The sequence below is a fragment of the Trebonia sp. genome (genome assembly GCF_030042015.1).
GTDB lineage: Bacteria > Actinomycetota > Actinomycetes > Streptosporangiales > Streptosporangiaceae > Trebonia.
On sequence record NZ_JASIAL010000324.1, the window covers coordinates 15,767 to 37,369 of the forward strand.

20 protein-coding genes and 2 pseudogenes are annotated in these 21,603 nt (G+C 70.6%); 19 read left to right on the plus strand and 3 right to left on the minus strand.

What is annotated here, in order from left to right; all coding sequences use genetic code 11:
- The first annotated feature begins 283 nt into the window (after positions 1-283).
- Positions 284-1,009, plus strand: coding sequence for a hypothetical protein (locus Q1N79_RS17340; protein ID WP_300610120.1), 726 nt, complete (start codon positions 284-286; stop codon positions 1,007-1,009).
- 28 nt (positions 1,010-1,037) lie between these two features.
- On the opposite strand, the gene Q1N79_RS17345 is transcribed toward Q1N79_RS17340, so the two are convergent.
- Positions 1,038-1,568, minus strand: a complete 531-nt coding sequence (locus Q1N79_RS17345; RefSeq protein WP_300610121.1) for a GNAT family N-acetyltransferase — start codon at positions 1,566-1,568, stop codon at positions 1,038-1,040.
- Positions 1,569-1,746: 178 nt separating this feature from the next.
- On the opposite strand from Q1N79_RS17345, the gene Q1N79_RS17350 reads away from it, so the two are divergent.
- Complete coding sequence (locus Q1N79_RS17350; protein ID WP_300610122.1) at positions 1,747-2,634, plus strand: hypothetical protein; 888 nt, start codon at positions 1,747-1,749, stop codon at positions 2,632-2,634.
- A 9-nt stretch (positions 2,635-2,643) separates the two neighbouring features.
- On the opposite strand, the gene Q1N79_RS17355 is transcribed toward Q1N79_RS17350, so the two are convergent.
- Positions 2,644-3,144, minus strand: coding sequence for an inorganic diphosphatase (locus Q1N79_RS17355; protein WP_300610123.1), 501 nt, complete (start codon positions 3,142-3,144; stop codon positions 2,644-2,646).
- A gap of 128 nt (positions 3,145-3,272) precedes the next feature.
- Between Q1N79_RS17355 and dacB the strand changes: the two genes are divergently transcribed.
- The 14 genes and pseudogenes from dacB to lysX form a co-directional block, all read left to right on the plus strand.
- Entirely contained in the window at positions 3,273-4,730 is a 1,458-nt protein-coding gene (gene dacB / locus Q1N79_RS17360) for a D-alanyl-D-alanine carboxypeptidase/D-alanyl-D-alanine-endopeptidase (protein ID WP_300610124.1), read from the plus strand.
- A 65-nt stretch (positions 4,731-4,795) separates the two neighbouring features.
- Positions 4,796-5,911: a zinc-dependent metalloprotease gene (locus Q1N79_RS17365; protein WP_300610140.1), complete on the plus strand. Its 1,116-nt coding sequence runs from the start codon at positions 4,796-4,798 to the stop codon at positions 5,909-5,911.
- Positions 5,912-5,946: 35 nt separating this feature from the next.
- A pseudogene (gene tilS / locus Q1N79_RS17370) lies at positions 5,947-6,900 on the plus strand (tRNA lysidine(34) synthetase TilS); the annotation flags it as partial.
- A gap of 85 nt (positions 6,901-6,985) precedes the next feature.
- Positions 6,986-7,597, plus strand: coding sequence for a hypoxanthine phosphoribosyltransferase (gene hpt, locus Q1N79_RS17375; RefSeq protein WP_300610125.1), 612 nt, complete (start codon positions 6,986-6,988; stop codon positions 7,595-7,597).
- A gap of 152 nt (positions 7,598-7,749) precedes the next feature.
- Positions 7,750-9,762, plus strand: coding sequence for an ATP-dependent zinc metalloprotease FtsH (gene ftsH / locus Q1N79_RS17380; protein WP_300610126.1), 2,013 nt, complete (start codon positions 7,750-7,752; stop codon positions 9,760-9,762).
- Positions 9,749-10,405 carry a GTP cyclohydrolase I FolE gene (gene folE / locus Q1N79_RS17385; protein WP_300610127.1) on the plus strand — a complete coding sequence of 219 codons (657 nt, stop codon included), beginning with the start codon at positions 9,749-9,751 and terminating at the stop codon, positions 10,403-10,405. The genes ftsH and folE overlap by 14 nt, the downstream gene beginning before the upstream one ends.
- Before the next feature lie 351 nt (positions 10,406-10,756).
- Complete coding sequence (locus Q1N79_RS17390) at positions 10,757-12,598, plus strand: phosphatidylglycerol lysyltransferase domain-containing protein (protein WP_300610128.1); 1,842 nt, start codon at positions 10,757-10,759, stop codon at positions 12,596-12,598.
- Positions 12,599-12,657: 59 nt separating this feature from the next.
- Positions 12,658-13,506, plus strand: coding sequence for a dihydropteroate synthase (gene folP, locus Q1N79_RS17395; protein WP_300610141.1), 849 nt, complete (start codon positions 12,658-12,660; stop codon positions 13,504-13,506).
- Positions 13,503-14,024, plus strand: coding sequence for a 2-amino-4-hydroxy-6-hydroxymethyldihydropteridine diphosphokinase (gene folK, locus Q1N79_RS17400; protein WP_300610129.1), 522 nt, complete (start codon positions 13,503-13,505; stop codon positions 14,022-14,024). Before folP ends, folK begins: the two co-directional genes overlap by 4 nt.
- Positions 14,021-14,512, plus strand: coding sequence for a DUF3180 domain-containing protein (locus Q1N79_RS17405; protein WP_300610130.1), 492 nt, complete (start codon positions 14,021-14,023; stop codon positions 14,510-14,512). Before folK ends, Q1N79_RS17405 begins: the two co-directional genes overlap by 4 nt.
- Positions 14,513-14,740: 228 nt before the next feature.
- Positions 14,741-15,631 carry a DUF2520 domain-containing protein gene (locus Q1N79_RS17410; RefSeq protein WP_300610131.1) on the plus strand — a complete coding sequence of 297 codons (891 nt, stop codon included), beginning with the start codon at positions 14,741-14,743 and terminating at the stop codon, positions 15,629-15,631.
- Positions 15,628-16,524, plus strand: coding sequence for a pantoate--beta-alanine ligase (gene panC, locus Q1N79_RS17415; protein ID WP_300610132.1), 897 nt, complete (start codon positions 15,628-15,630; stop codon positions 16,522-16,524). The genes Q1N79_RS17410 and panC overlap by 4 nt, the downstream gene beginning before the upstream one ends.
- Positions 16,508-17,308 (plus strand): type III pantothenate kinase, encoded by an 801-nt coding sequence (locus Q1N79_RS17420; RefSeq protein ID WP_300610133.1) that lies wholly within the window; start codon positions 16,508-16,510, stop codon positions 17,306-17,308. The genes panC and Q1N79_RS17420 overlap by 17 nt, the downstream gene beginning before the upstream one ends.
- A gap of 36 nt (positions 17,309-17,344) precedes the next feature.
- Positions 17,345-18,820: pseudogene (gene lysX, locus Q1N79_RS17425) on the plus strand (bifunctional lysylphosphatidylglycerol synthetase/lysine--tRNA ligase LysX); the annotation flags it as partial.
- 15 nt (positions 18,821-18,835) lie between these two features.
- On the opposite strand, the gene Q1N79_RS30705 reads toward lysX, so the two are convergent.
- Positions 18,836-19,780 (minus strand): NlpC/P60 family protein, encoded by a 945-nt coding sequence (locus Q1N79_RS30705; protein WP_367185086.1) that lies wholly within the window; start codon positions 19,778-19,780, stop codon positions 18,836-18,838.
- A 266-nt stretch (positions 19,781-20,046) separates the two neighbouring features.
- Here Q1N79_RS30705 and Q1N79_RS17430 point away from each other — a divergent pair, with 266 nt between their 5' ends.
- From Q1N79_RS17430 to Q1N79_RS17440, 3 genes are all read left to right on the plus strand, one after another.
- Complete coding sequence (locus tag Q1N79_RS17430; RefSeq protein ID WP_300610134.1) at positions 20,047-20,550, plus strand: amino-acid N-acetyltransferase; 504 nt, start codon at positions 20,047-20,049, stop codon at positions 20,548-20,550.
- A 264-nt stretch (positions 20,551-20,814) separates the two neighbouring features.
- The gene (locus Q1N79_RS17435) at positions 20,815-20,979 is read left to right on the plus strand and encodes a hypothetical protein (protein WP_300610135.1); all 165 of its coding nucleotides are present in this window, start codon (positions 20,815-20,817) and stop codon (positions 20,977-20,979) included.
- A gap of 273 nt (positions 20,980-21,252) precedes the next feature.
- A complete protein-coding gene (locus Q1N79_RS17440; RefSeq protein ID WP_300610136.1) occupies positions 21,253-21,576 on the plus strand; it encodes an Lsr2 family protein in 324 nt (107 codons plus the stop codon).
- The last annotated feature ends 27 nt before the right edge of the window (positions 21,577-21,603 follow it).

Here is a 21,603-nt window from a genome sequence, read left to right on the forward strand (position 1 = left end):
ATTACTCCGGAAAATGGTCGGAACACACACAAAGCTTAATGGGAGTGGCTGGTGTGACGAGAGTGCAAGCGTGCTTCCCGCGGTCCTCATGATCGCGCCGGGTCATCGTAGGCGGCAGCGGCCGTGGCGGCCTCTCCCGACCGCGGCCGGCGCCCGGTGCGCGCGGCGGGACAGCAGAGGCGGATTTCCCGGTGACCGGCGTAGGCGTCTGGTCACCTAAAGTTTCACCGATGTTGGTTGCGCCGGCGCTCCCGCCGACCATCGTTACGCGTAACATTGCGTGATGGCGGAGATGAGGGCATGCGAGCGCTGCGGCACGGCGTTCGAGCCGAAGCGGGAGCACGCCAGGTTCTGTTCGGCGCGCTGCCGGGTGGCGTGGAACCGGGAGAACTGGAACCGGGTGAACCCGCACCAGCAGCGGTGGGGCAGCGAGAACTGGGCGGAAGGGGCCAGTGAGCGGCGGTCAGAGGCCAGCGCTCTCGGCTGGGCCATCATCGCCATGCGCGATACCACCGAGCGGCTAGGCAAGGTCAGGGCCAGTGACCGGCCGCAGGCGTTCGCGGTGATCGGCGAGGCGGTCTGGTGGGTGACCATCGTCGACGCCACCCTTTTCAGGTACCATCCGGAGGCTTACGAAGACACCCTGGCCGGGCTGCCGGCCGCGGAGCGGCGGCTGACCGAGGGCACGTTCACGGGGCTGCGCTTCGTCAGGAACAGGATGGGCTACTACGCCGATCACGCCGACTTCATCCAGCCAAGGCGGGCCGAAGACGCGGCGGGAGCCGACTGGACGCCGATCAGCGAGTGGACCTGGCAGTCACTCCCGCTGCCCACGGTGGAATCTCTGCCGCCCCGCGGACAGGAGTGGGAGATGAGCCGCTACAAGGCCTATCAGGACCACCTCGCCCGCCGCACCATCGGGATGGCCTTTGACCGCGCCGCGGCCTTCCTGACGCTGGCGGCGCGGACCGCCGAGGGGGCCGGCAGGCCCGGCACCCCTGGCCGCTAGCTAGTTCAGGTCAGGGCGGTTGTCCGGCCTATCCGGCCGCCGAGGTTGTCAGGTCGCACTGCATCAGCACCGTGTCGACCCATCGGCCGTGCTTGAATCCCACGCTTGCGAGCCTGCCAGCGTCGGTGAACCCGCAGGCACGGTGCAGCGCCGCGGACGCACCCTCGCCGTTGTCCGCGATGACCGCGATGACCTGCCGCGCGCCCGCCCGCGCGCACCGCTGCAGCAGCGCGGACAGCAGCGGCCGGCCAAGGCCCTTCCCCGTCCATTCAGGTGCCAGGTAGACCGAGTCCTCCACCGTGTGCCGGTACGCGGGCTTGGGCCGCCACGGGCTCGCGTACGCGTACCCGGCAACCCCCGCACCGGTCTCGGCCGCCAGGAACGGCAGCGCGAGCTCCCGCAGGCCGGCCAGCTTGCGCTCCCAGTCACGCACGGTCGGCGGCGTCTCCTCGAACGTCGCCACGCTGTGCGTCACGTAGTGGGCGAAGATGCCGGCGATCGCGGCGAGGTCGTCTGGTCCGGCGGCCCGGACCCGTACCTGCCCGGGGGTTAGCGACACACCCTGAGGGTATGTGCGCGGTCAAGCGGCACGAGGCGCCTGGGATGAGGGCGAATACCGATATTTCCTGAAATTCCGTTCAGAAATAGTTTCATCCCGTGTATTGCCAGCTACGCGGGGTTATGTAACGATCGATGTAGGGGCCGATAGGCGTGGTTCCCGTTGAAAGGTTCCTGGCATGTTCATGGCCCGGCAGAAGCCGCCGGAGCGCAGACGGCAAGCGCGCAAGGCGTCACGCCGTGGCACGCTGGAGCGTCGGTACCACTTTCACCTCGGTGAGGCGATTCGCGCTGCGCTCGAGGGAAGCCACGACAAGGCCGCGACCCACTCAGGGACCGCGCTGTCGATAAGCAGGGAGCTGCGCGCCGCCGCCCGCGATCCCGCATGGCACCGGGCAGAGCTTGCCGCCGCGCTGTCCAACCACGCGCGGTACGGCGCCACCCCCGTGCACGCCATCGCGCTGCTTACCGAGTCCGCGGGCCACTACGCCGCGCTCGCGCGGGCCGACGCGGCCTCCTACGAAGTGCCGCGGATCGACGTGCTCACCCGGGTCGCCCTCGCGCACGACACGTCCGGCAACACCAAGGACGCGATCAGGCTGCTCCGCGAGGTCGTCCGCATGTACCTGCGCGCACCCGCGGCGGACCCGGCCGAACGGGACCTCGGGCTGGCCCGCGCCAAGTTCCACCTGGGCCGCTGCCTGCTGAAGACCGGCGCGGAAGCCGACGGGCTTGCCGAAACCGACGCTGGGCTGGCCCTCGCCGACCGTGCCCTGGAACGGCTCCACCTCGCTGTGCGGGGGCCCGGCTGGCTCAGCACCGCCCCGCGGTACGTGCAGCTCGCCGTGCCCGACTGGGCGGCGGCCGCCGTGCGCGCGATGACGCTGCACGCCGACGCCGGCCGGTGGGAGAGCGCCGCCGCCGCGGCCAGCACCGCCGTCTGGCTGTCCGGCGGCCTGGCCTGGTTTGGCGGCGACGCCCTGCGCGAGGCGCACGAGGCCATCCGCGCCCGGGCCGGCGCGATCTGGGCACACATCGAGTGCCCGCAGCACAGGGCGGCCGGATAGCGGGCCTGACTACGGCTCCCCGGCCTCGATAAAGTCGATGAAGCGCTTGCGCGAGCGCTCGACCTCCGCCGCGGCGGCCGCGCGGCCGGCCCAGCGGGCGGCTTCCACGGACTTGCCAGGCTCAAGGTCCTTGTAGACCTCGAAGAAGTGCTGGATCTCCAGCCGGTCAAACTCGGGCACGTCCTCGATGTCGCGCAGGTGCTCCGCCCTCGGGTCGTGCGCGGGCACGCAGAGGATCTTCTCGTCGGGCCCCTTCTCGTCCCTCATCAGGAACATGCCGATGACCCGCGCCGTGATCAGGCAGCCGGGGAAGGTCGGCTCCTCAAGCAGCACGAGCGCGTCAAGGGGGTCGCCGTCCCCGCCCAGGGTCTCCTCGATGAACCCGTAGTCCGCCGGGTACCTGGTCGCGGTGAAGAGCATGCGGTCAAGCCTGATCCGGCCGGTCTCGTGGTCAATCTCGTACTTGTTGCGCTGGCCCTTGGGGATCTCGATGACTACTTCGACGTCCATGTTCGCTCCGCCCGACGGCTACGGCCTGTTTCCATTGTCGCCGGTCACCCCGACGCGGCGGGATGGCGGGCCGGCGAGCCGGAGGTGGGCCTAAGCTATGCACACCTCAACCCGCGAAAGGTAAGCCCGTGCGCCGTACCCGGATCACGGCCCTGGCAACGCTCGCGATGCTGAACATGTTCACGCTCGCTGCCGGGGTCAGTGTGGCGCGCATGCTGCCTCCCCGGCTCGCCGCGCTGCACATCCCGGTCGCCGCGTCCCGGCCCCTGGTGCGGGCCGGGACGGTGCTGACCCCGGTGCCTGTCCCCGCGGGGAGCGGAGCGGCCAGCACGGCCGTTGACCTGCCCGCGCTGCCCACCGCCTCGGGGCTGTCCGCCGTGGTCGCCGCCACGTTGCCGGCCGCGGACGTGGGCCCGCAGCTCGGGGTCGAGGTCGCGGACGCGGCGACCGGCGACGTGCTGTACGACGACGACGCCGGCGTGCTCGCCACGCCCGCGTCCACCACGAAGCTGGCGACCGCGGTCACCGCGCTCGCGCTGCTCGGGCCCGACGCGAGGTTCAGCACCACCGTGCGCCAGGTGAGCGGCGGCATCGTCCTCGTCGGCGGCGGGGACCCCACCCTCGCCGTGCACGCGTACCCCGCCTCCGATTACCCGCACCCCGCCACGCTGGCCGCGCTCGCGGCCGCCACCGCACGGGCCCTGAAGGCCGAAGGGCACAGGTCCGTGCGGCTGGGCTATGACACCTCGCTCTACAGCGGGCCCGACATGGCGCCGGGGTGGACGTACGGCGACGTGTACTCGGGGAACGTGACCCCGATCGTCTCCCTCGAGGCCGACCAGGGGCGGCTCACGCCGGCCGGCACGCTGCAGGACTCCGACGACCCGGTCAACTACAGCCCGCGGACAACGGACCCGGCCGGCCTGACCGCGGCGGCCTTCGCCACCCTGCTCGGACAGCACGGGATCACGGTGAGCAGCGGCCCGTCGCCGTCGGTCGCGCCGGCCGGCGCGCCGCTGCTCGCCAGCGTGAGCTCGCCGACGCTGTCCCAGATCGTGGAGCAGATGTTGCAGGAGAGCAACAACGTGATCGCCGAGAACCTGGCGCGGCACGCGGCGATCGCGATGGGCATGCCCGCGACGTTCGCCGGCGCGGCGGCGGCGGTGATGACCGAACTGCGGCGGCTGGGCGTGAGCACGCCGATCAGCCTGGTGGACGGCAGCGGCCTGTCACCGCAGGACGGGATCGCCCCGGAGACGCTGGTGCGGATCCTCGAGGTCGCCGCGGACACACCGCGGCTGCGGTCGGTGATCACCGGGCTGCCGGTGGCCGGGTTCACCGGGACGCTGTCGGCGGGGGACAGCGTGTTCGGCGGGATCGGCGGCGCCGCGCGGGGCGTGGTGCGGGCCAAGACCGGCAACCTCTCCACGGTCGCCGCCCTCGCCGGCCTGGTCTATGACAGCAGCGGCAGCCTGCTGATCTTCGCGATCATGGCGCCGCAGGTGCCTGGCGCCGGCCTGCTGACGGCCGCCGCGCAGGCGATCGACGCGGCGGCGGCCGCGTTCGCCGGGTGCGGCTGCCGTTAGTTGCCGCGCCCTTCGTGCCACTAGGCCCGGCCAGCACGTACGGTAGGACTGTGAGCAGCGCACAGATGATCAACTGGGACCTGGCGATCTCCACCGGCGTCCGGTTCGCCCGCCAGGGGCCGCAGGTCAGCCTCGCCGATGCCCGTGCCGTCGTGGCGGAGCTGCGCGGCCTTACCGCCGTGGTGCAGCAGCCGGTCCTCGAGGTCACCGGGCTGACAAGCAAGGGATCGGCCGGACCGGTCGCCGTGGTGGACCGCCCCGGATGGATAAGGGCGAACGTGGGCGGGTTCCGTGTCGTCCTTGAGCCGCTGGCGGAAAAGCTCGCCGAGCGCGGCAACGCCGTGCCAGGGGCCGGCTCGGTGCTCGGCTCGGTCGGGTCGCGGGTCACCGGCGTCCAGGCGGGCCTCATCCTCGCGTACCTGTCCGCGCGGGTGCTCGGCCAGTACGAGCTGTTCCTGCCGCCGGCCGAGGGCGGCACCCCCAAGCCCGCGAACGGGACATCGGCGAACGGGACGTCCGCGCAGGACGCGGCACAGGGCGTCGGCCGGCTCACCCTGGTCGCGCCGAACATCGTGATGGTCGAGCGCGAGCTCGGTGTCGACCCGCACGACTTCCGGCGGTGGGTGTGCCTGCACGAGGAGACACACCGGGTGCAGTTCACGTCGGTGCCCTGGCTGCGCGGTTACGTGCAGGGCATGATGACGGAGTTCCTGCTCGCGTCCGACCTGGACCCCGGCGCGATCGTGGACCGGCTGCGGTCCGCGGCGGGCGCGGTCGCCGGCGCGGTGCGCGGCGGCGACGGCGAGTCGCTCATCGAGGCGATGCAGACCCCGGCGCAGCGCGCGCTGCTCGACAGGCTCACGGCCGTGATGACGCTCGTCGAGGGACACGGCGACTACGTGATGGACGCGGTCGGCCCGCAGGTGGTGCCCTCGGTCGCCGAGATCAGGGAGCGGTTCAACGCCCGGCGGGGCTCGGCGGGCCGGGCGGAGCAGATCCTGCGGCGGATCCTCGGCATCGACCTGAAGATCCGCCAGTACGCGGAGGGATCGCGGTTCGTCGCCGCGGTGGTCGAAGAGGCCGGGATGGCGGTTTTCAACAAGGTCTGGACGTCGCCGGAGACGCTGCCCACCCGCGCCGAGCTGTCCAGTCCTGCCGACTGGCTGGCCCGGGTTGGCTGACGGAGCCGATCTCCCGGGCGCGGCGGGCGGCTGACGTGGGCCCGGCCCCCGCGGTCGCGGCGGTCCGCAACGCGGTGCGCGCCTGCGTCGGCGACCTGCCGCCAGGCGACCTGGTGCTCGCCGCCTGCTCGGGAGGGGCGGACTCGCTCGCGCTCGCCGCGGCGCTGGCATTCGTCGCGCCGCGGGCAGGACTTCGCGCGGGCGGCGTGACCGTCGACCACGGGCTGCAGGATGGTTCCGCCGGCCGGGCGGCGGACGTGGTGGCGGTGCTTTCCCGGCTCGGCCTTGATCCCGTGCGCGGCGCCGCCGTCACCGTCGGCGGCGCGGGCGGCCCTGAGGCGGCGGCGCGCGCCGCCAGGTACGAGGCGCTCACCCAGGTGGCGCGGGAGACGGGCGCGGCCGCGGTGCTGCTCGGCCACACGCTTGACGACCAGGCGGAGACCGTGCTGCTCGGCCTTGCCCGCGGGTCAGGGCCGAGGTCCCTGGCCGGGATGCCGCCGCGCCGCGGCGTGTTCCGGCGCCCGCTGCTCGGCCTGCGGCGGTCGGTCACGGTCGCGGCGTGTGAGGCGCTCGGGCTGCGCGCGTGGGCAGACCCGCACAACGCCGACCGCCGGTTCACCCGGGTGCGGGTCCGGCTCGACGCGCTGCCCGCCCTCGAGGCCGCGCTCGGGCCGGGGGTCGCCGAGGCCCTTGCCCGCACCGCCGATCAGCTGCGCGCCGACGCGGAGATCCTTGAGGACATTTCTTCCGAACGGTCCCGTGGCGACTCTCCGCTGTCCGCCTCCTCCCTGGCGGGGATGCCGTCCGCGGTGCGCGCCCGCGTGCTGCGCTCGGCGGCCGTCGCGGCGGGCTGCCCGCCGGGCGCGCTCACCGCGGGGCACGTGGCCCGGCTGTGCGAGCTGGTGACCGACTGGCACGGGCAGCGCTGGGTCGACCTGCCGGGCGGCGTCCGTGCCGCCCGCAGGGACGGAGAGTTGTTTTTCGCGGCGGCCACGGGGATCGTTGACGTGACCGGCGCCGCGACCGGGCCCGGCCGCGGCGCGGGCTACCCGTCGACAGCAGAAGGAGCGGAGCATGGAGGCTGCGGACATGGGGCCCGCGCTGAAAGAGGTGCTGATCACGTCCGAGCAGCTCAGCAAGAGGACCGCTGAGCTCGCCGCGCAGATCGACGCCGATTACGCCGACCGTGACCTGCTGCTCGTCGGGGTGCTCAAAGGGGCGGTCATGGTGATGGCGGACCTTGCCCGCGCGATGCACCTGCCCGTCGAGATGGACTGGATGGCGGTCTCGTCCTACGGGTCGGGCACGAAGTCGTCCGGCGTGGTCCGCATACTCAAGGACCTGGACACCGACATCAGCCGCAGGCACGTGCTTATCGTCGAGGACATCGTCGACTCGGGGCTGACGCTGTCCTGGCTCGTCCGCAACCTGCGGTCGCGCGACCCCGCGTCCGTCGCGGTGTGCACGATGCTGCGCAAACCCTCCTCCGCGCAGATAGACGTCGAGGTCGCCTACACCGGATTCGACGTGCCTGACGAGTTCGTGGTTGGGTACGGACTCGACTATGCCGAGCGTTACCGCAACCTGCCGTTCATCGGGACCCTGGCGCCCGACGCCCTGCGTGCCCAGGGGGCGGCCCCCCGAACCCCCGATGGCGGCGGGGGGAACACATCTCGCGGGCGGTAGCGTTGATGTACCGTCAGGTATTCCTTATGCGTTGTGCCCGGCCGGCGCAGCCGGCCGGCAGTGCGGGGCAGGCATGGTCAGTGCCGCCGGTGGTCGGCGGGACGTGAGGCTGGTCAGGAGGGAACGGCCCTAAGCCGAGGGGGTCGCTCGCAATGGAATTGAAGCGCTATTTCCGCGGACCGCTACTGCTGGTACTGCTTGCGGTGCTGGTCATCACGATCACGCTTGGCTGGGCGAATTCCGGTAGCTCTTACCAGAACGAGGACACCGGGTACGTCGTGCAGCTCATCGAGCACGGCAAGGTGAAGTCCGCCGTGCTCACCGACAAGAACCAGACGATTCAGATCACCACGAAGAGCGGCCAGCAGTACCAGTCCGACTGGATCACCGGGCAGGGACAGCAGCTGCAGGAGCTGCTCCAGAAGGAGTACGACGCTGGCGAGCTCCCCGGCGGCTACAACGTGCAGATCCCCAAGTCGAGCGCGCTGCTCAGCTTGCTTGAGACGTTCATCCCCTACCTGATCATCGCGCTGTTCTTCTTCTTCCTGCTGACTCAGATGCAGGGCGGCGGGTCGCGCGTGATGAATTTCGGCAAGTCGCGCGCCAAGCTGATCACCAAGGACACGCCGAAGACCACGTTCGCCGACGTGGCCGGCGCCGACGAGGCCATCGAGGAGCTGCAGGAGATCAAGGAGTTCCTGCAGAACCCGGCGAAATTCCAGGCGATCGGCGCGAAGATCCCCAAGGGCGTGCTGCTGTACGGCCCGCCGGGCACCGGCAAGACCCTGCTCGCCCGCGCCGTGGCCGGCGAGGCCGGCGTGCCGTTCTATTCGATCTCCGGCTCGGACTTCGTGGAGATGTTCGTCGGCGTCGGCGCCTCCCGGGTGCGCGACCTGTTCGAGCAGGCAAAGGCGAACGCCCCGGCGATCGTGTTCGTCGACGAGATCGACGCCGTGGGCCGGCACCGCGGCGCGGGACTCGGCGGCGGGCACGACGAGCGCGAGCAGACGCTCAACCAGATGCTTGTCGAGCTCGACGGCTTCGACACCAAGGGCGGCGTGATCGTGATCGCCGCCACGAACCGGCCGGACATCCTCGACCCCGCACTGCTGCGCCCCGGCCGGTTCGACCGGCAAATCGTCGTGGCCCAGCCGGACCTCGCGGGCCGCAGGGGCATCCTGAAGGTGCACGCGCGCGGCAAGCCGATCGCGTCCGACGCCGACCTGGACGTGATCGCGCGCCGGACGCCCGGCTTCACCGGCGCAGACCTTGCCAACGTGATCAACGAAGCGGCGCTGCTGACCGCGCGCGGCAACGGCAAGCAGATCCACATGGCCGCGCTCGAGGAGGCCATCGACCGGGTCATGGCAGGACCCGAGCGCAAGAGCGTGCTGCTGTCGGAGGCGGAGCGGAAGCTGATCGCCTACCACGAGGGCGGGCACGCCCTGGTGGGGCACGCGATGCCGCACGCCGACCCGGTGCACAAGGTGACGATCATCCCGCGCGGCCGGGCGCTCGGCTACACGCAGGCGCTGCCGACCGAAGACAAGTTCCTCGTCACCCGGGCCGAGATGCAGGACCAGCTCGCGATGCTGCTCGGCGGCCGCACGGCCGAGGAGCTGATCTTCCACGAGCCGACGAGCGGCGCCGCCAACGACATCGAGAAGGCCACGCAGGTCGCCCGCAACATGGTCACCGAGTTCGGCATGAGCGAGCGGCTCGGCGCCAGGAAGTTCGGCAGCGGTGACGGCGAGCCGTTCATCGGCAGGGACATGTCGCACAGCCGGGACTACTCCGAGGAGATCGCGTCCGCGATCGACGAGGAGATCCGGCGGCTGATCGAGGCCGCGCACGACGAGGCGTGGGAGGTGCTCGTGGAGTACCGCGACGTGCTCGACGCGCTGGTGCTGCGGCTCCTTGACAGGGAGACCGTCTCCCGCAAGGAGGTCATCGAGATCTTCGCCCCGGTCGAGAAGCGCCCAGCCCGCGGCAGCTACACCGGGTACGGGAAGCGGCTGCCGTCGGATCGCCCGCCGGTCCTTTCGCCAAAGGAACTCGCGCTCGCGGCGAGCTCCGCGCTCGGCCCCGACGGCGCGAACGGCGCCGGCAGGCAGGCGCTTGGATTCGGTGTCGACGGGGCAGCGGCCGGCGATGACAACGCCTGAGGCCCGCCCTGGTGACCGGCTTGACCTGACGAGCGAACCGGACGGCGGACTTCCCGAACCTCCCGGCCCGCCGCCGGTCGATCAGCCGCGCATCGAGCGCGCGGTCAGGGAGATCCTGCTCGCCATCGGCGAGGACCCGGAGCGGGACGGGCTGCTGGACACCCCGGCCCGGGTCGCCAGGATGTACGCCGAGCAGTTCGTCGGCATGCGGCAGCGGCCCGAGGACGTGCTCACCACCGTCTTCGACGCCGAGCACGACGAGATCGTGCTCGTGCGTGACATCGAGATGTACAGCATGTGCGAACACCACCTGGTGCCCTTCTTCGGCAAGGCGCACATCGGGTACATCCCGAACGCCAAGGGTGAGATCACCGGCCTGTCCAAGCTCGCGCGGCTTGTCGACCTGTACGCCAGGCGGCCGCAAGTGCAGGAGCGGCTGACCTGCCAGGTGGCGGAGGCGCTCATGCGCATCATCGAGCCAAGGGGCGTGATCGTGGTGATCGAGGCCGAGCACCTGTGCATGTCCATGCGCGGTGTCCGCAAGCCTGGCGCCAAGACCGTCACGTCGGCGGTCCGCGGCATCTTCCGCGACCAGACGCGCACTCGCGCGGAAGCGATGAGCCTGCTGTTCGGACACCGCTGAACCCCTGGCGAAGTCCGCACGTATGCACTAGTGGGCGCACGGCGTTCTCGGGGGTTTCAGGTTCTTTAGCGGGGGCAGCGAAAGCCGGCAGAATTTCGCTCGCCGAAAACGGTCCCGCGTGCGTCTAACAAAATGGCCGGCTGTGTTTACACAGTCGTTAGGCCGGTGGCTTGCCGTTGGAGGTACGGTGTCTAGGGGACGTGTGATGGGGGCGCCGACCGCCCGGCGCGTTGCGCGCAGAAGCTACCGCGGGGGTACGAAAATCTTCAGCAGATCACGGTTGCTGCACGAGGCGGGCTTGTCATGAGTACGCTGCTGCTCCGTGATCCGGGGCCTGACAAGAGACTTCAGATGAGCGAGAGCAACTCAGCCGATCCCGAGGACCGGCGAGGCAAAGCCGGTTCGCCGGCGCGCAAGTCCGTGCGGCGCCGGGCCTGGATCCCGGGCGTCGCTGCGCTGGTCTGCCTGCTGATCGGCCTTTCCGACGTGCTGGCCATCTTCAACCCCGCCTTGCACGAGAAGTTCCACAAGCTCAACGCGTTCGTGCCGGGCACGCTGACCAACGTCACGCGCAGCGCCGACGTGATCATCGGCCTGATGCTGCTGCTGCTCTCGCACGGGCTGCGGCGGCGCAAGCGGCGCGCCTGGCAGGCGGTGCTTGCCCTGCTCGTGTTCGACATCGTTATCCACTTCATGCACGGGCTCATGAACGCGCCCCGCGTCTACTCGGCCTTCGTGGCCATCGTGCTGCTGGCCGCGCTGCTGTACTTCCACGACGAGTTCTACGCCGTCGGCGACCCGCGCACCCGGTGGAACGCGCTGCGCGTCTTCCTGGTGCTTGCCGCGGCGGACCTCGCGATCGGGCTCGGCTATATCGCCATGGGCGGGCTGGCAGGCAGCTACCCGGTCGCGGTGCGGGTGCAGGACGTGGTGTACGAGCTGGTCGGGGTGTACGGGCCGGTGCAGTGGGTCTCCGCCGGCCGCGCCGACCTGTACCACCTGCTGACAAGCCTGCTCGGCGTGTTCACGCTCGTCGTCACCGTGTACCTGTTCCTGCGCCCGGCGCAGCCGCGGGCCCGCCTCGGCACGGCCGACGCGGGCCGGATCAGGGCCCTGCTCGACCGGCACGGCGACCGCGACTCGCTCGGCTACTTCGCGCTGCGCAACGACAAGAGCGTGATCTGGTCCCCGTCGGGCAAGGCGTGCGTGTGCTACCGGGTCGTCTCTGGCGTGATGCTCGCGGCGGGCGACCCGATCGGTGACCCGGAGGCGTGGCCAGGCGCCATCGCGGAGTTCCTCGCGGTGGCCGCCCAGCACGCGTGGCGTCCCGCGGTCATGGGCTGCAGCGAGCTCGGCGCCGAGGTGTGGTGCAGGGAAGGGGACCTGACCGCACTCGAGCTTGGCGATGAGGCGGTCCTGAACGTGGCGGACTTCAGCCTTTCCGGCCGCCAGATGCGCAACGTCCGGCAGATGGTCAACCGGGTGGCCAAGAACGGGTACGCCGCCGAGGTCCGCCGTATCCGGGACATCCCGCAGGCGGAACTGGACCGGATCGTCAAGATGGCCGACTCCTGGCTGGGCGGGCACACCGAGCGGGGCTTTTCCATGGCGCTCGGCCGGCTCGGCGGCGCCGGCGACGACGACTGCGTCATGGTGACCGCGAAGGAGAACGGCGTGCTGCGCGCCGTCCTGCACTTCGTCCCCTGGGGGGCCGACGGCCTGTCGCTCGACCTGATGCGGCGCGACCGGACCGCGCAGCCCGGCCTGAACGACTACCTGATCGTCGAGGCGATCAAGGCCGCGCCCGAGCTCGGCGTCAAGCGCATGTCGCTGAACTTCGCCATGTTCCGCTCGGCGCTCGAGCGCGGTGAGCGGATCGGCGCCGGCCCCGTGACCAAGGCGTGGCGGTCGCTGCTCGTCTTCATGTCCCGCTGGTTCCAGATCGAGTCGCTGTACAAGTTCAACGCGAAGTTCTGCCCGGTCTGGGAGCCCCGGTTCTTCGTGTTCCCCGGCGGCAGGGATGCGCCGCGCATCGCGCTCGCGGCACTGGAGGCCGAGGCGTTCCTCGTCTGGCCGAAGCTCGAAGTCAAGCGGTACGCCAGGCGGCTGGCCCGCGGGCTGGGCCTGCGCAGGCTCAGCCGCCGGGCGCGCGCGACCGTGCGCCAGTCGCCGTCGTCCCTGGCGCAGGGCTAGGGGACATGGCGGGTTTGCCTGGCCTGTCGGGGATGCCGGCCGCTGGCCGCTGCCTCGTGATGGGCGTGGTTAACGTGACGCCCGACTCCTTCTCCGATGGCGGCCAGTGGTATGGCGCGGCGGCCGCGATCGGGCACGGCCTGGACCTGGTCGCCGCCGGGGCCGACATCGTCGACGTCGGCGGCGAGTCCACCAGGCCCGGGGCGCAGCGCGTCTCGGCGGAGGAGGAGCTGCGCCGGGTGCGGCCGGTGATAACCGAGCTGGTCAAGGCCGGGGTAGTGGTGAGCGTGGACACGATGCGCGCCCAGGTGGCCGAGTTCGCGCTCGAGGCAGGGGTCAGCCTGGTCAACGACGTGAGCGGCGGGCTCGCCGATCCGCATATGCCACGGCTGGTGGCGAAGGCCGGGGTTCCCTACGTCGTGATGCACTGGCGGGGCCACAGTCACGACATGGACAAACGCGCCGTCTTCCAGGACGTGGTCGTAGAGGTGCGCGACGAGCTGGCGCAGCGGATCGACGCGGTGACCGCCGAGGGCGTCGACCCCTCGACGATCGTGCTTGACCCAGGGCTCGGCTTCAGCAAGCTGCCCGGCTGGCAAGGCCCGGACGCCCACAACTGGGAGCTGCTCGTCAGCCTGCGGGAGGTCGCGCACATCGGCGGCCGCGACTTTCCCGTGCTGGTCGGCGCGTCCCGCAAGCGCCACCTCGGCACCCTCCTCGCGGCGCCGGACGGCACCCCGCGGCCATTTACCGAGACCGACGACGCCACCGTCGCGGTCACGGCGCTCGCCGCGGCCGGAGGCGCCTGGTGCGTGCGGGTGCACCGCGTCCCCGCGAACGCCGACGCGGTCCGGGTAGCCGCCGCCTGGCGCGCGGCGGCGGCGGCGCGCGCGCAGCGGCGACAGTGAGACCGGCTGCCCGGTCGGTTGTGCTCGCTCTCGGCAGTAACCTCGGAGCCAGGCGGGACATCCTGCAAGGAGCCGTGGATGCCATCGCCGGGATACCGGAGGTGCAGGTGATCGCGGTGTCGCCGGTCTACGAGACGGTCCCCGTCGGCGGGCCCCCGCAGCCGGACTACCTGAACGCCGTGCTGCTGGCGCGCACGACCCTGCCCTCGCGCGCGCTGCTCGGGTACCTGCACGAGATCGAGGCCGCTTACCGCCGGGTGCGCGAGGTGCGCTGGGGACCGCGCACGCTCGACATCGACATCATCACCGTGGACGGTGAGGCGAGCACGGATCCGGAGCTGACGCTGCCGCACCCGCGCGCGCATGAGCGCGCGTTCGTGCTCGCCCCGTGGCACGACGCGGACCCGGACGCGGTGCTGCCCGGCCAGGGCCCCGTAGCGACCCTGCTCGCCGCCGCGGACACCTCCGGCGTCCGCCGCGCCGAGATGATGCTGACTGTCCCGTCGGAGGACACGTGAAACCCACCAGGGGGCGGACGCTGCTGCTCGTGGGCGTCGTCGCCGTCGGCGTGACCTGGGCGCTGCTGACCGTCGTTTACAGCAAGCTGCCGCCGCTCACCTGGACCGGCGTGCCCGCCCTGCTGATCGCGGCGGGCGCGGAAGCCTGGACCGGCCACGACCTGCAGGCCCGCATCCACGGGCGCCCCGGCGCCAAGCCCGTGCCGCCGCTGTTCGTCGCGCGGATGGTCGCGCTGGCCAAGGCCAGCTCGCTGGCCGCCGCGCTGTTCGCCGGGGTGTCCGCCGGCTTCGTCGGCTACCTGTCGGGGATGCTGAACGCGACCACCCCGCGCAACGACCTCATCACGGCCAGCGTGTCCTTCGGCTCGTCCCTGGTGCTTCTCGCGGCCGCCCTGTTCCTTGAGTACTGCTGCCGCGTCCCCAAGAACCCGAACCAGGACAAGGACGACGAGCCTGCCCCGCCCCGCCCGTCCCCCTTCCACAACTGATGGGAGAGCTGGTTCGCGCGATAGCCAGAGTGGCTGGAAACGAGACTCCGGCGTAGCCACCAATCGGGCCATTGGCGTATCTGGCCCGAATAGATTGGGCCATTGCCGCCAATGGCCCAATCGCCGCCCGCGGTCGCGCGGGCACGGCTCACCCGCGGGAATCCAGCCCACGGCAGGGTGACTATCCTTGGCAGCGCATTAGCCAGTGAAGGGGGCTGTCCGGTACCTGTGGAGACTGGAACAAGCGAACATCCCGCCCGGCTTCGGGTAGGCGTGATCGGGCCGGGGCGCGCGGGAACGGCGCTCGCGCGGGCGCTCGCGCGGGCCGGCCACCGGGTGACCGCGGCCACGGCGGTCTCCGCGGCGTCCACGCAGCGGGTCCGCGAGTACTTCCCGCGCGCCCGGCTCACCGATCCGGCGGGCGTCCTCCACGACGCGGACCTGGTGCTGCTGACCGTGCCTGACGACGTGCTGCCCGGACTCGTCGCGGGGCTCGCCGCGACCGGGGCCCCGGTCGCGGGCCGGCTGCTCGCCCACGCGAGCGGAGCCCATGGCATCCGGGTGCTCGACCCCGCCACCAGGGACGGCGCGCTGCCGCTCGCGCTGCACCCGGTGATGACGTTCACCGGGCGGGATGACGACGTGGACCGGATCAAGGGCGTCAGCTTCGGCGTCACCGCCCCGGATCAGCTCAGGCCCGCCGCCGAGGCGCTGGTCATCGAGATGGGCGGCGAGCCGGTGTTCATCGCCGAGGAGAACCGGGCCCTGTACCACGCCGCGCTCGCGTTCGCGGCCAACCACATCGTCACGCTCGTGGCCCAGGCGGCGGACCTGCTCCGCGCGGCCGGCGCCGACAACCCGAACAGGATGCTCGGACCGCTGCTCGGCGCCGCCCTCGACAACGCGCTGCGGTTCGGCGACGCGGGCCTTACCGGACCGGTCGCCCGCGGCGACGAGGGCACCGTGGCCGCCCACGTGGCGGCCATCAAGAGCGCAGAGCCAGGCGCGCTCGGCGCCTACCTGGCGCTGGCGCGGCTGACCGCCGACCGGGCGCTCGCGGCGGGCCTGCTCAGCCCGGAAGACGCCGCGCGGCTCCTCGGCGTGCTGGGGGACCGGTGATCGTCGCGGGCACCCGCGCCGAGCTCGCGGCGGCCCGCGCGCGGCTGGCCGGCCCGGTCGTCCTCGTGCCCACGATGGGCGCGCTGCACGACGGCCACCGCGCGCTGCTGCGACGGGCCCGCGAGCTGGCCGGGACGGGCGCCAGGCCGGGGACGGTCGCGGTCTCCATCTTCGTGAACCCGCTGCAGTTCGCGCCGAACGAGGACCTGGACCGGTACCCGCGCACGCTGAACGAGGACCTGCGGACGTGCGCGGCCGAGCACGTCGATCTCGTGTTCGCGCCCGGCGTCCGCGAGATGTACCCCGCGCAGCAGCTCGTGACGGTCGATCCCGGGCCCGCGGGCGGCATCCTCGAGGGCGAGTTCCGCCCCGGCTTCTTCCGCGGCGTGCTCACCGTGGTGCTGAAGCTGTTCAGCCTCGTTCGCCCGGACGTCGCCGTCTTCGGCCAGAAGGACGCTCAGCAGCTCGCCCTCGTGCGCCAGATGGTCGCCGACTTCGCGCTCGGCATCGAGATCGAGGCGGTGCCCACCGTCCGGGCCGCTGACGGCCTTGCCCTCTCGAGCAGGAACAAATACCTTTCATCTCCTGAACGAGCCGTGGCGCCTGTCCTGCACCAGGCGCTCGCCGCCGGCGCGGCGGCCGCGGCAGGCGGCCCGCGCGCGGCGCTCGAGGCCGCCCGGCGGGTGCTAGCCCTCGCCGGCGGCGCGCTCACCGTGGACTATCTGGCTCTCGTCGAGAGGGGAACTTACGGCCCCGTTCGGGATGATGCTTTTGAGGGTGCGGCGGTGCTCGCGATTGCCGCGCGGCTGGGTGGCACGCGGCTTATCGACAACGTCCCTGTCCAGATCGGGGCGGGCCAGCCTGGGATGGCGGAGCATGCTGCTGACGATTGACATCGGAAACACCAATACCGTGCTCGGCGTGTTCGACGGGGAGACGATCGTCGAGCACTGGCGGATCGCCACGGTGCCCGACCGGACCGCCGACGAGATCGCGGTCGTGCTGCACGGGCTGCTTGCGCAGTCCGGGGCGTTCAGCGAGTCCGAACTGGACGGGATCTCGCTGTGCTCTACGGTGCCCTCGGTGCTGCATGAGATGCGCGAGATGTGCCGCCGGTACTACGCCGACCTGCCCGCCGTGATCGTCGAGCCCGGCGTGAAGACCGGGGTGCCGATCCGGATGGACAACCCGAAGGAGGTCGGCAGCGACCGGATCATGAACTCACTGGCCGCCGTGCACCTGTACGGCGGGCCGGCGATCGTGGTCGACTTCGGCACCTCGACGAACTTCGACGCGGTCAGCGCGAAGGGCGAGTTCGTCGGCGGGGCGCTCGCGCCGGGGATCGAGATCTCGGTGGACGCGCTGTCCAGGCGCGCCGCGCAGCTGCTCAAGGTGGAGCTGGCCAGGCCGCCCAGGGTGATCGGCAAGAACACCGTGGAGGCGCTGCAGTCCGGGATCGTGTTCGGCTTCGCCGGGCAGGTGGAGGGGATCGCCCGCCGGATGAGGGCCGAGCTGTCCCCCGAGGACCCGGGCGCGGTCACGGTGATCGCCACCGGCGGGCTCGCCCCGCTGGTGATCGAGGAGGTGCCGATCATCGACGCGCACGAGCCGTGGCTCACGCTCATCGGGCTGCGCCTGGTCTGGGCGCGCAATATCGGCCAGGCAGCCGGAAACTGATATGCCGCCGGGGACGATCCCCGGTAGCCTTCGGGCGTGGCACACGAGAATGTCCCCGAGCAGGTGCGCGTCCGGCTGAACAAGCGCGCCCGGATGCTCGAGTCCGGCATCGACCCGTATCCCGTGGGCTACCCGCGCACCACGACCGCCGCGGCCCTGCGGGACAAGTACGGGTCGCTGCCGCCCGACGCCGAGACCGGCGAGGTGGCCGGCGTGACCGGCCGGGTCATGCTGTCCAGGATCGGCGGCAAGCTCTGCTTCGCGACGCTGCGCGACGGCCGCGCCGACATCCAGGTCATGGTCCGCCTGGACAAGGTCGGCGACGACGCGCTGGCGCGCTGGAAGCGCGAGGTTGACCTCGGGGACCACGTCGGCGTGACCGGCGAGGTGATCACGTCGCGGTCCGGCGAGCTTTCCGTCCTGGCCGACTCGTTCGCGATCACCGCGAAGTCGCTGCGCCCGCTGCCGGAAAAGCACGCCGGGCTGACCGACCCCGAGTCGCGGGTCCGGCAGCGGTACCTGGACCTGATCGTGAACCCGTCGTCGCGGCGGCTGGCGGAGGTGCGTTCGGCGGTAACCCAGTCGGTGCGCTCCGCGCTGCTGGCGCGGGGCTACCTTGAGGTCGAGACGCCGATCCTGACCCCGCTGCACGGCGGGGCGAACGCACGGCCGTTCACGACCCATTACAACGCCTATGACGTGCAGGTATACCTGCGAATAGCGCTCGAGCTTTACCTCAAGCGGCTGGTCGTCGGCGGCATCGAGAAGGTCTTCGAGATCGGCAGGAACTTCAGGAACGAGGGCGTGGACGGCACCCACAACCCCGAGTTCACGATGCTCGAGGCCTACGAGACATACGGGGACTACAACACGATCGCGGAGCTGACCCAGTCGCTGGCGCAGGGCGCGGCGGTCGCGGCGTTCGGGTCGACGGTGATCAGGCGGGCCGACGGCAGCGAGTACGACATCGGCGGCGAATGGCGGTCGCTGACGGTGCACGAAGCGATCTCAGCGGCGCTCGGGCAGGAAGTGACCCCGGATACGCCGCTGCCGGCCTTGCGGGAGCTGTGCGCGAAGGCCGACGTGCCGTTGCAGCCGTCGTGGGACCAGGGGCAGGTCGTCCTGGAGATGTACGAGCGCCTGGTCGAGAAGCAGACGGTCGAGCCGACCTTCTACCGGGATTTCCCCGTCGAGGTGTCCCCGCTGACGCGCCGGCACCGGACGGATCCGCGGCTGGCGGAACGGTGGGACCTGGTGGCGTTCGGCGCGGAGCTTGGCACGGGATACTCCGAGCTGGTCGACCCGGTGGAGGAGCGGGCCAGGCTGACCGCGCAATCGCTGCTCGCCGCGGGCGGCGACCCCGACGCGATGCAGCTCGACGAGGACTTCCTGCTCGCGCTCGAGTACGCGATGCCGCCCACCGGGGGCATGGGCATGGGCATCGACCGCCTGATGATCATGCTGACGGGTGAGAACATCAGGGAGACGATCCTGTTCCCCTTCGTCCGTCCCGGCGCGTTACCGGCCTTAGGCGATGCGGACCGCGCCCACGTACGCGCTCCAGAAGACCGGCTGGACCTGCACGTCCTGGCCAAAGGTCGGCGCGTCCACCATGAGCCCGTCGCCGACGTAAATGCCCACGTGGCTGATGTCCGCGTAGAAGAACACCAGGTCGCCAGCCTCCAGATCGGCCCGGGAGACGTGCATCCCCGAGTTCCACAGGGACCCGGTGTAGTGCGGCAGCGAGATGCCCTCCTGGGCGAAGGCCCAGACGACAAGCCCCGAGCAGTCGAACGCGTACGGCCCGGCCGCGCCCCAGACGTACGGGTAGCCGCGCCGGGTCAGTGCCCACCGCAGCGCCACCGTGCCGACCGTCGTCGCTTCGGGCAGGACGACGTTCGGGTACTGGCCCGTCTTGTCGAAGACGGCCATCGCCTGCGTCATCGCCGCGCTGTTCAGGACGTCCAGCTTGGCGTGAATGGCCGACACCTTGCTGTTGATCTGCGCCTGCAGCTGATTGACGGTGGCGATCTCTTCCCTGGCGGTGACCTGCGCCCGCGCGGCCGCGAGCTGGTTCAGCTGCAGCGTTGACAGCCGCTCGCCCGCCTGGTTGTCGAGTTCTTCGACGATGGCGGCCTGGCTGAGGAGCTCTTCCGGGTCGCCGTTGGTGAGCAGCTGCAGCGTCGGATCGAGACCCTGGTTCATGTAGCTCATGGCGGCGAGCTGGGCGACGGCCCGCTGGCTCCCGTCCACCGCCTTGGCCGCCCGGGCGACCGCGAGCCTGGCCAGCTGCTCTTCCGTCTGCGCGTGCGCGATCTCGATCTCAAGCCCGTCGTACTGCTGGCTGAGCGAGTCGACCTCGTTGGACAGGCGGGTGGCCTCCGCCACCAGTGCGGCAAGCGTCGGCTGCGGGTTTGCCGTGGCGGCGTCGCTGGCCCCTCCGGGAAGGAGGACGGCCGCGGCGGCGGCCATCGCCGCAAGCACCGCAACGCCCCTTACTGTACGCACACCGACGCACGATAATAGATCGCCCTGCCGCTGCCAACCGACTCGGGAGAAGTTTTGTCTTTCTGACGGACCGCAGGTTCCGCCATCGCCGATTCCCAGGATGTGGTATAGGCGCGGAGCGTTGACGCCGGATCGTGATGGGCCGGTCGCGTGCCGAAACGCTTTGCTCAGACTAGCACCCTACATGCGCGGTCATGCCATTGAAATATGGGCGCTACAGTGGTCCGGGGATGAGGTACATAGTCAGGCAAGCACGCACCAGGGACGTACAGGTAATCCGTTCCCTGATAGACCAGAACGTCGGATCCGGGCGGTTGCTCGACAAGCACACCGTGAATCTCTACGAGGGCATCCAGGAGTTCTGCGTCGCCGAGAGTTCCGTTGACGGCGCGGTTGCCGGGTGCGGGGCACTGCACGTTATGTGGGAGGATCTCGCCGAGATCCGCACACTTGCCGTTGACGAGAGCAGGCGTGGCGAGGGCATCGGTCACCTGATCGTCGGCGAGTTGCTTGACCGCGCCAGGCGACTGGGAGTTGCGCGCGTATTCGTGCTGACCTTCGCCGTTTCGTTCTTCGCCGGGCACGGATTCACTGAAATCTTCGGCACGCCGGTCGCGCCTGAGGTGTACGCGGAGTTGCTCCGCTCATACGACGAGGGGGTCGCCGAGTTCCTCGATCTGGACCGGGTCAAGCCGAACACCCTGGGCAACACGCGCATGCTGCTGCGGCTGTGAGCGACCGGATTTCGCTGCCGCTCGGCAGGCGCGTGGCAGTGCCCTGCTGCCGCGGCGGCTAACCGTCCGGGCAGGTTCTTGCCACGTGCCGCCGCCTCTTTGCGCCGATTTTGCCCCGCTTTGCCCTGGCGCCGTGTTTTTTCGTGTCGCGGGTCGCGCGGTACAGTGCCAGATGCGGGCGCGTTCCCGCTGGGTCGGCTGGCTCGCCCGCCGCCCGCCGGGGCCAGCCGCGGACCGCAGCCAATCACGGGTCGAGGTGAGGTTATGGCGCAGGATCTTGCCGCGGTCGCACCGTCGGCGATTGTGTGCGCCGCTTTTCTCATCGGCGCGTGGATGCTGCTGCGTCGCGAGCTCGCGCCCAAGCGCCGGTCGCAGGCGAAGGGCGATGCCGGCGCTGGTGAGCAGCGCGCGAGTGAACGCGACGAGTGAAGCGAAACCTGATATTTCGCGGAACGGCCGGATTATCACAGGCCGGTCATGTGTGATCGTGTACTGCCGAGTGTTTACGCACATGGCAAGGCGCGGCGGGCGTAATGCTAACTGTGCACCTAATGCCTGTTACGTAGAGTTACGAACATCGGGTTCGCCTCGCCAAGAACCGATCGCCGCGCACACAGAAAGTGCGGTGTCGTGAATTGTCTGGGGCAAGAGCTGGGTATATCTTTAGCATCCGAAATAGTTGTTCCACGGAAGGGCGAATCCATGGCACAGAAGGTCCAGGTGCTACTCGTCGACGATCTCGATGGGAGCGAGGCAACCGAGACCGTCACCTTTGGTCTCGACGGAGTCTCCTATGAGATAGACCTCAGTTCAGGCAACGCCGGCAAGCTACGCAAAGAGCTCGCCCAGTATGTGGAACACTCCCGCAAAGCGAACGCGCCTGCGCGGCGCCGCCGCGCGCGTAGCGGCGCCGGCCGCGAGCAGAGCGCGCGAATCCGTGAGTGGGCCAAGTCGCGCGGTTTCAAGGTCAATGAGCGCGGACGCATTCCGGCCAACATCGTGGCCGAGTACGAGGCCGCGCACTAGTTTCGTTCCGGGGGGCGACCCCCCGGA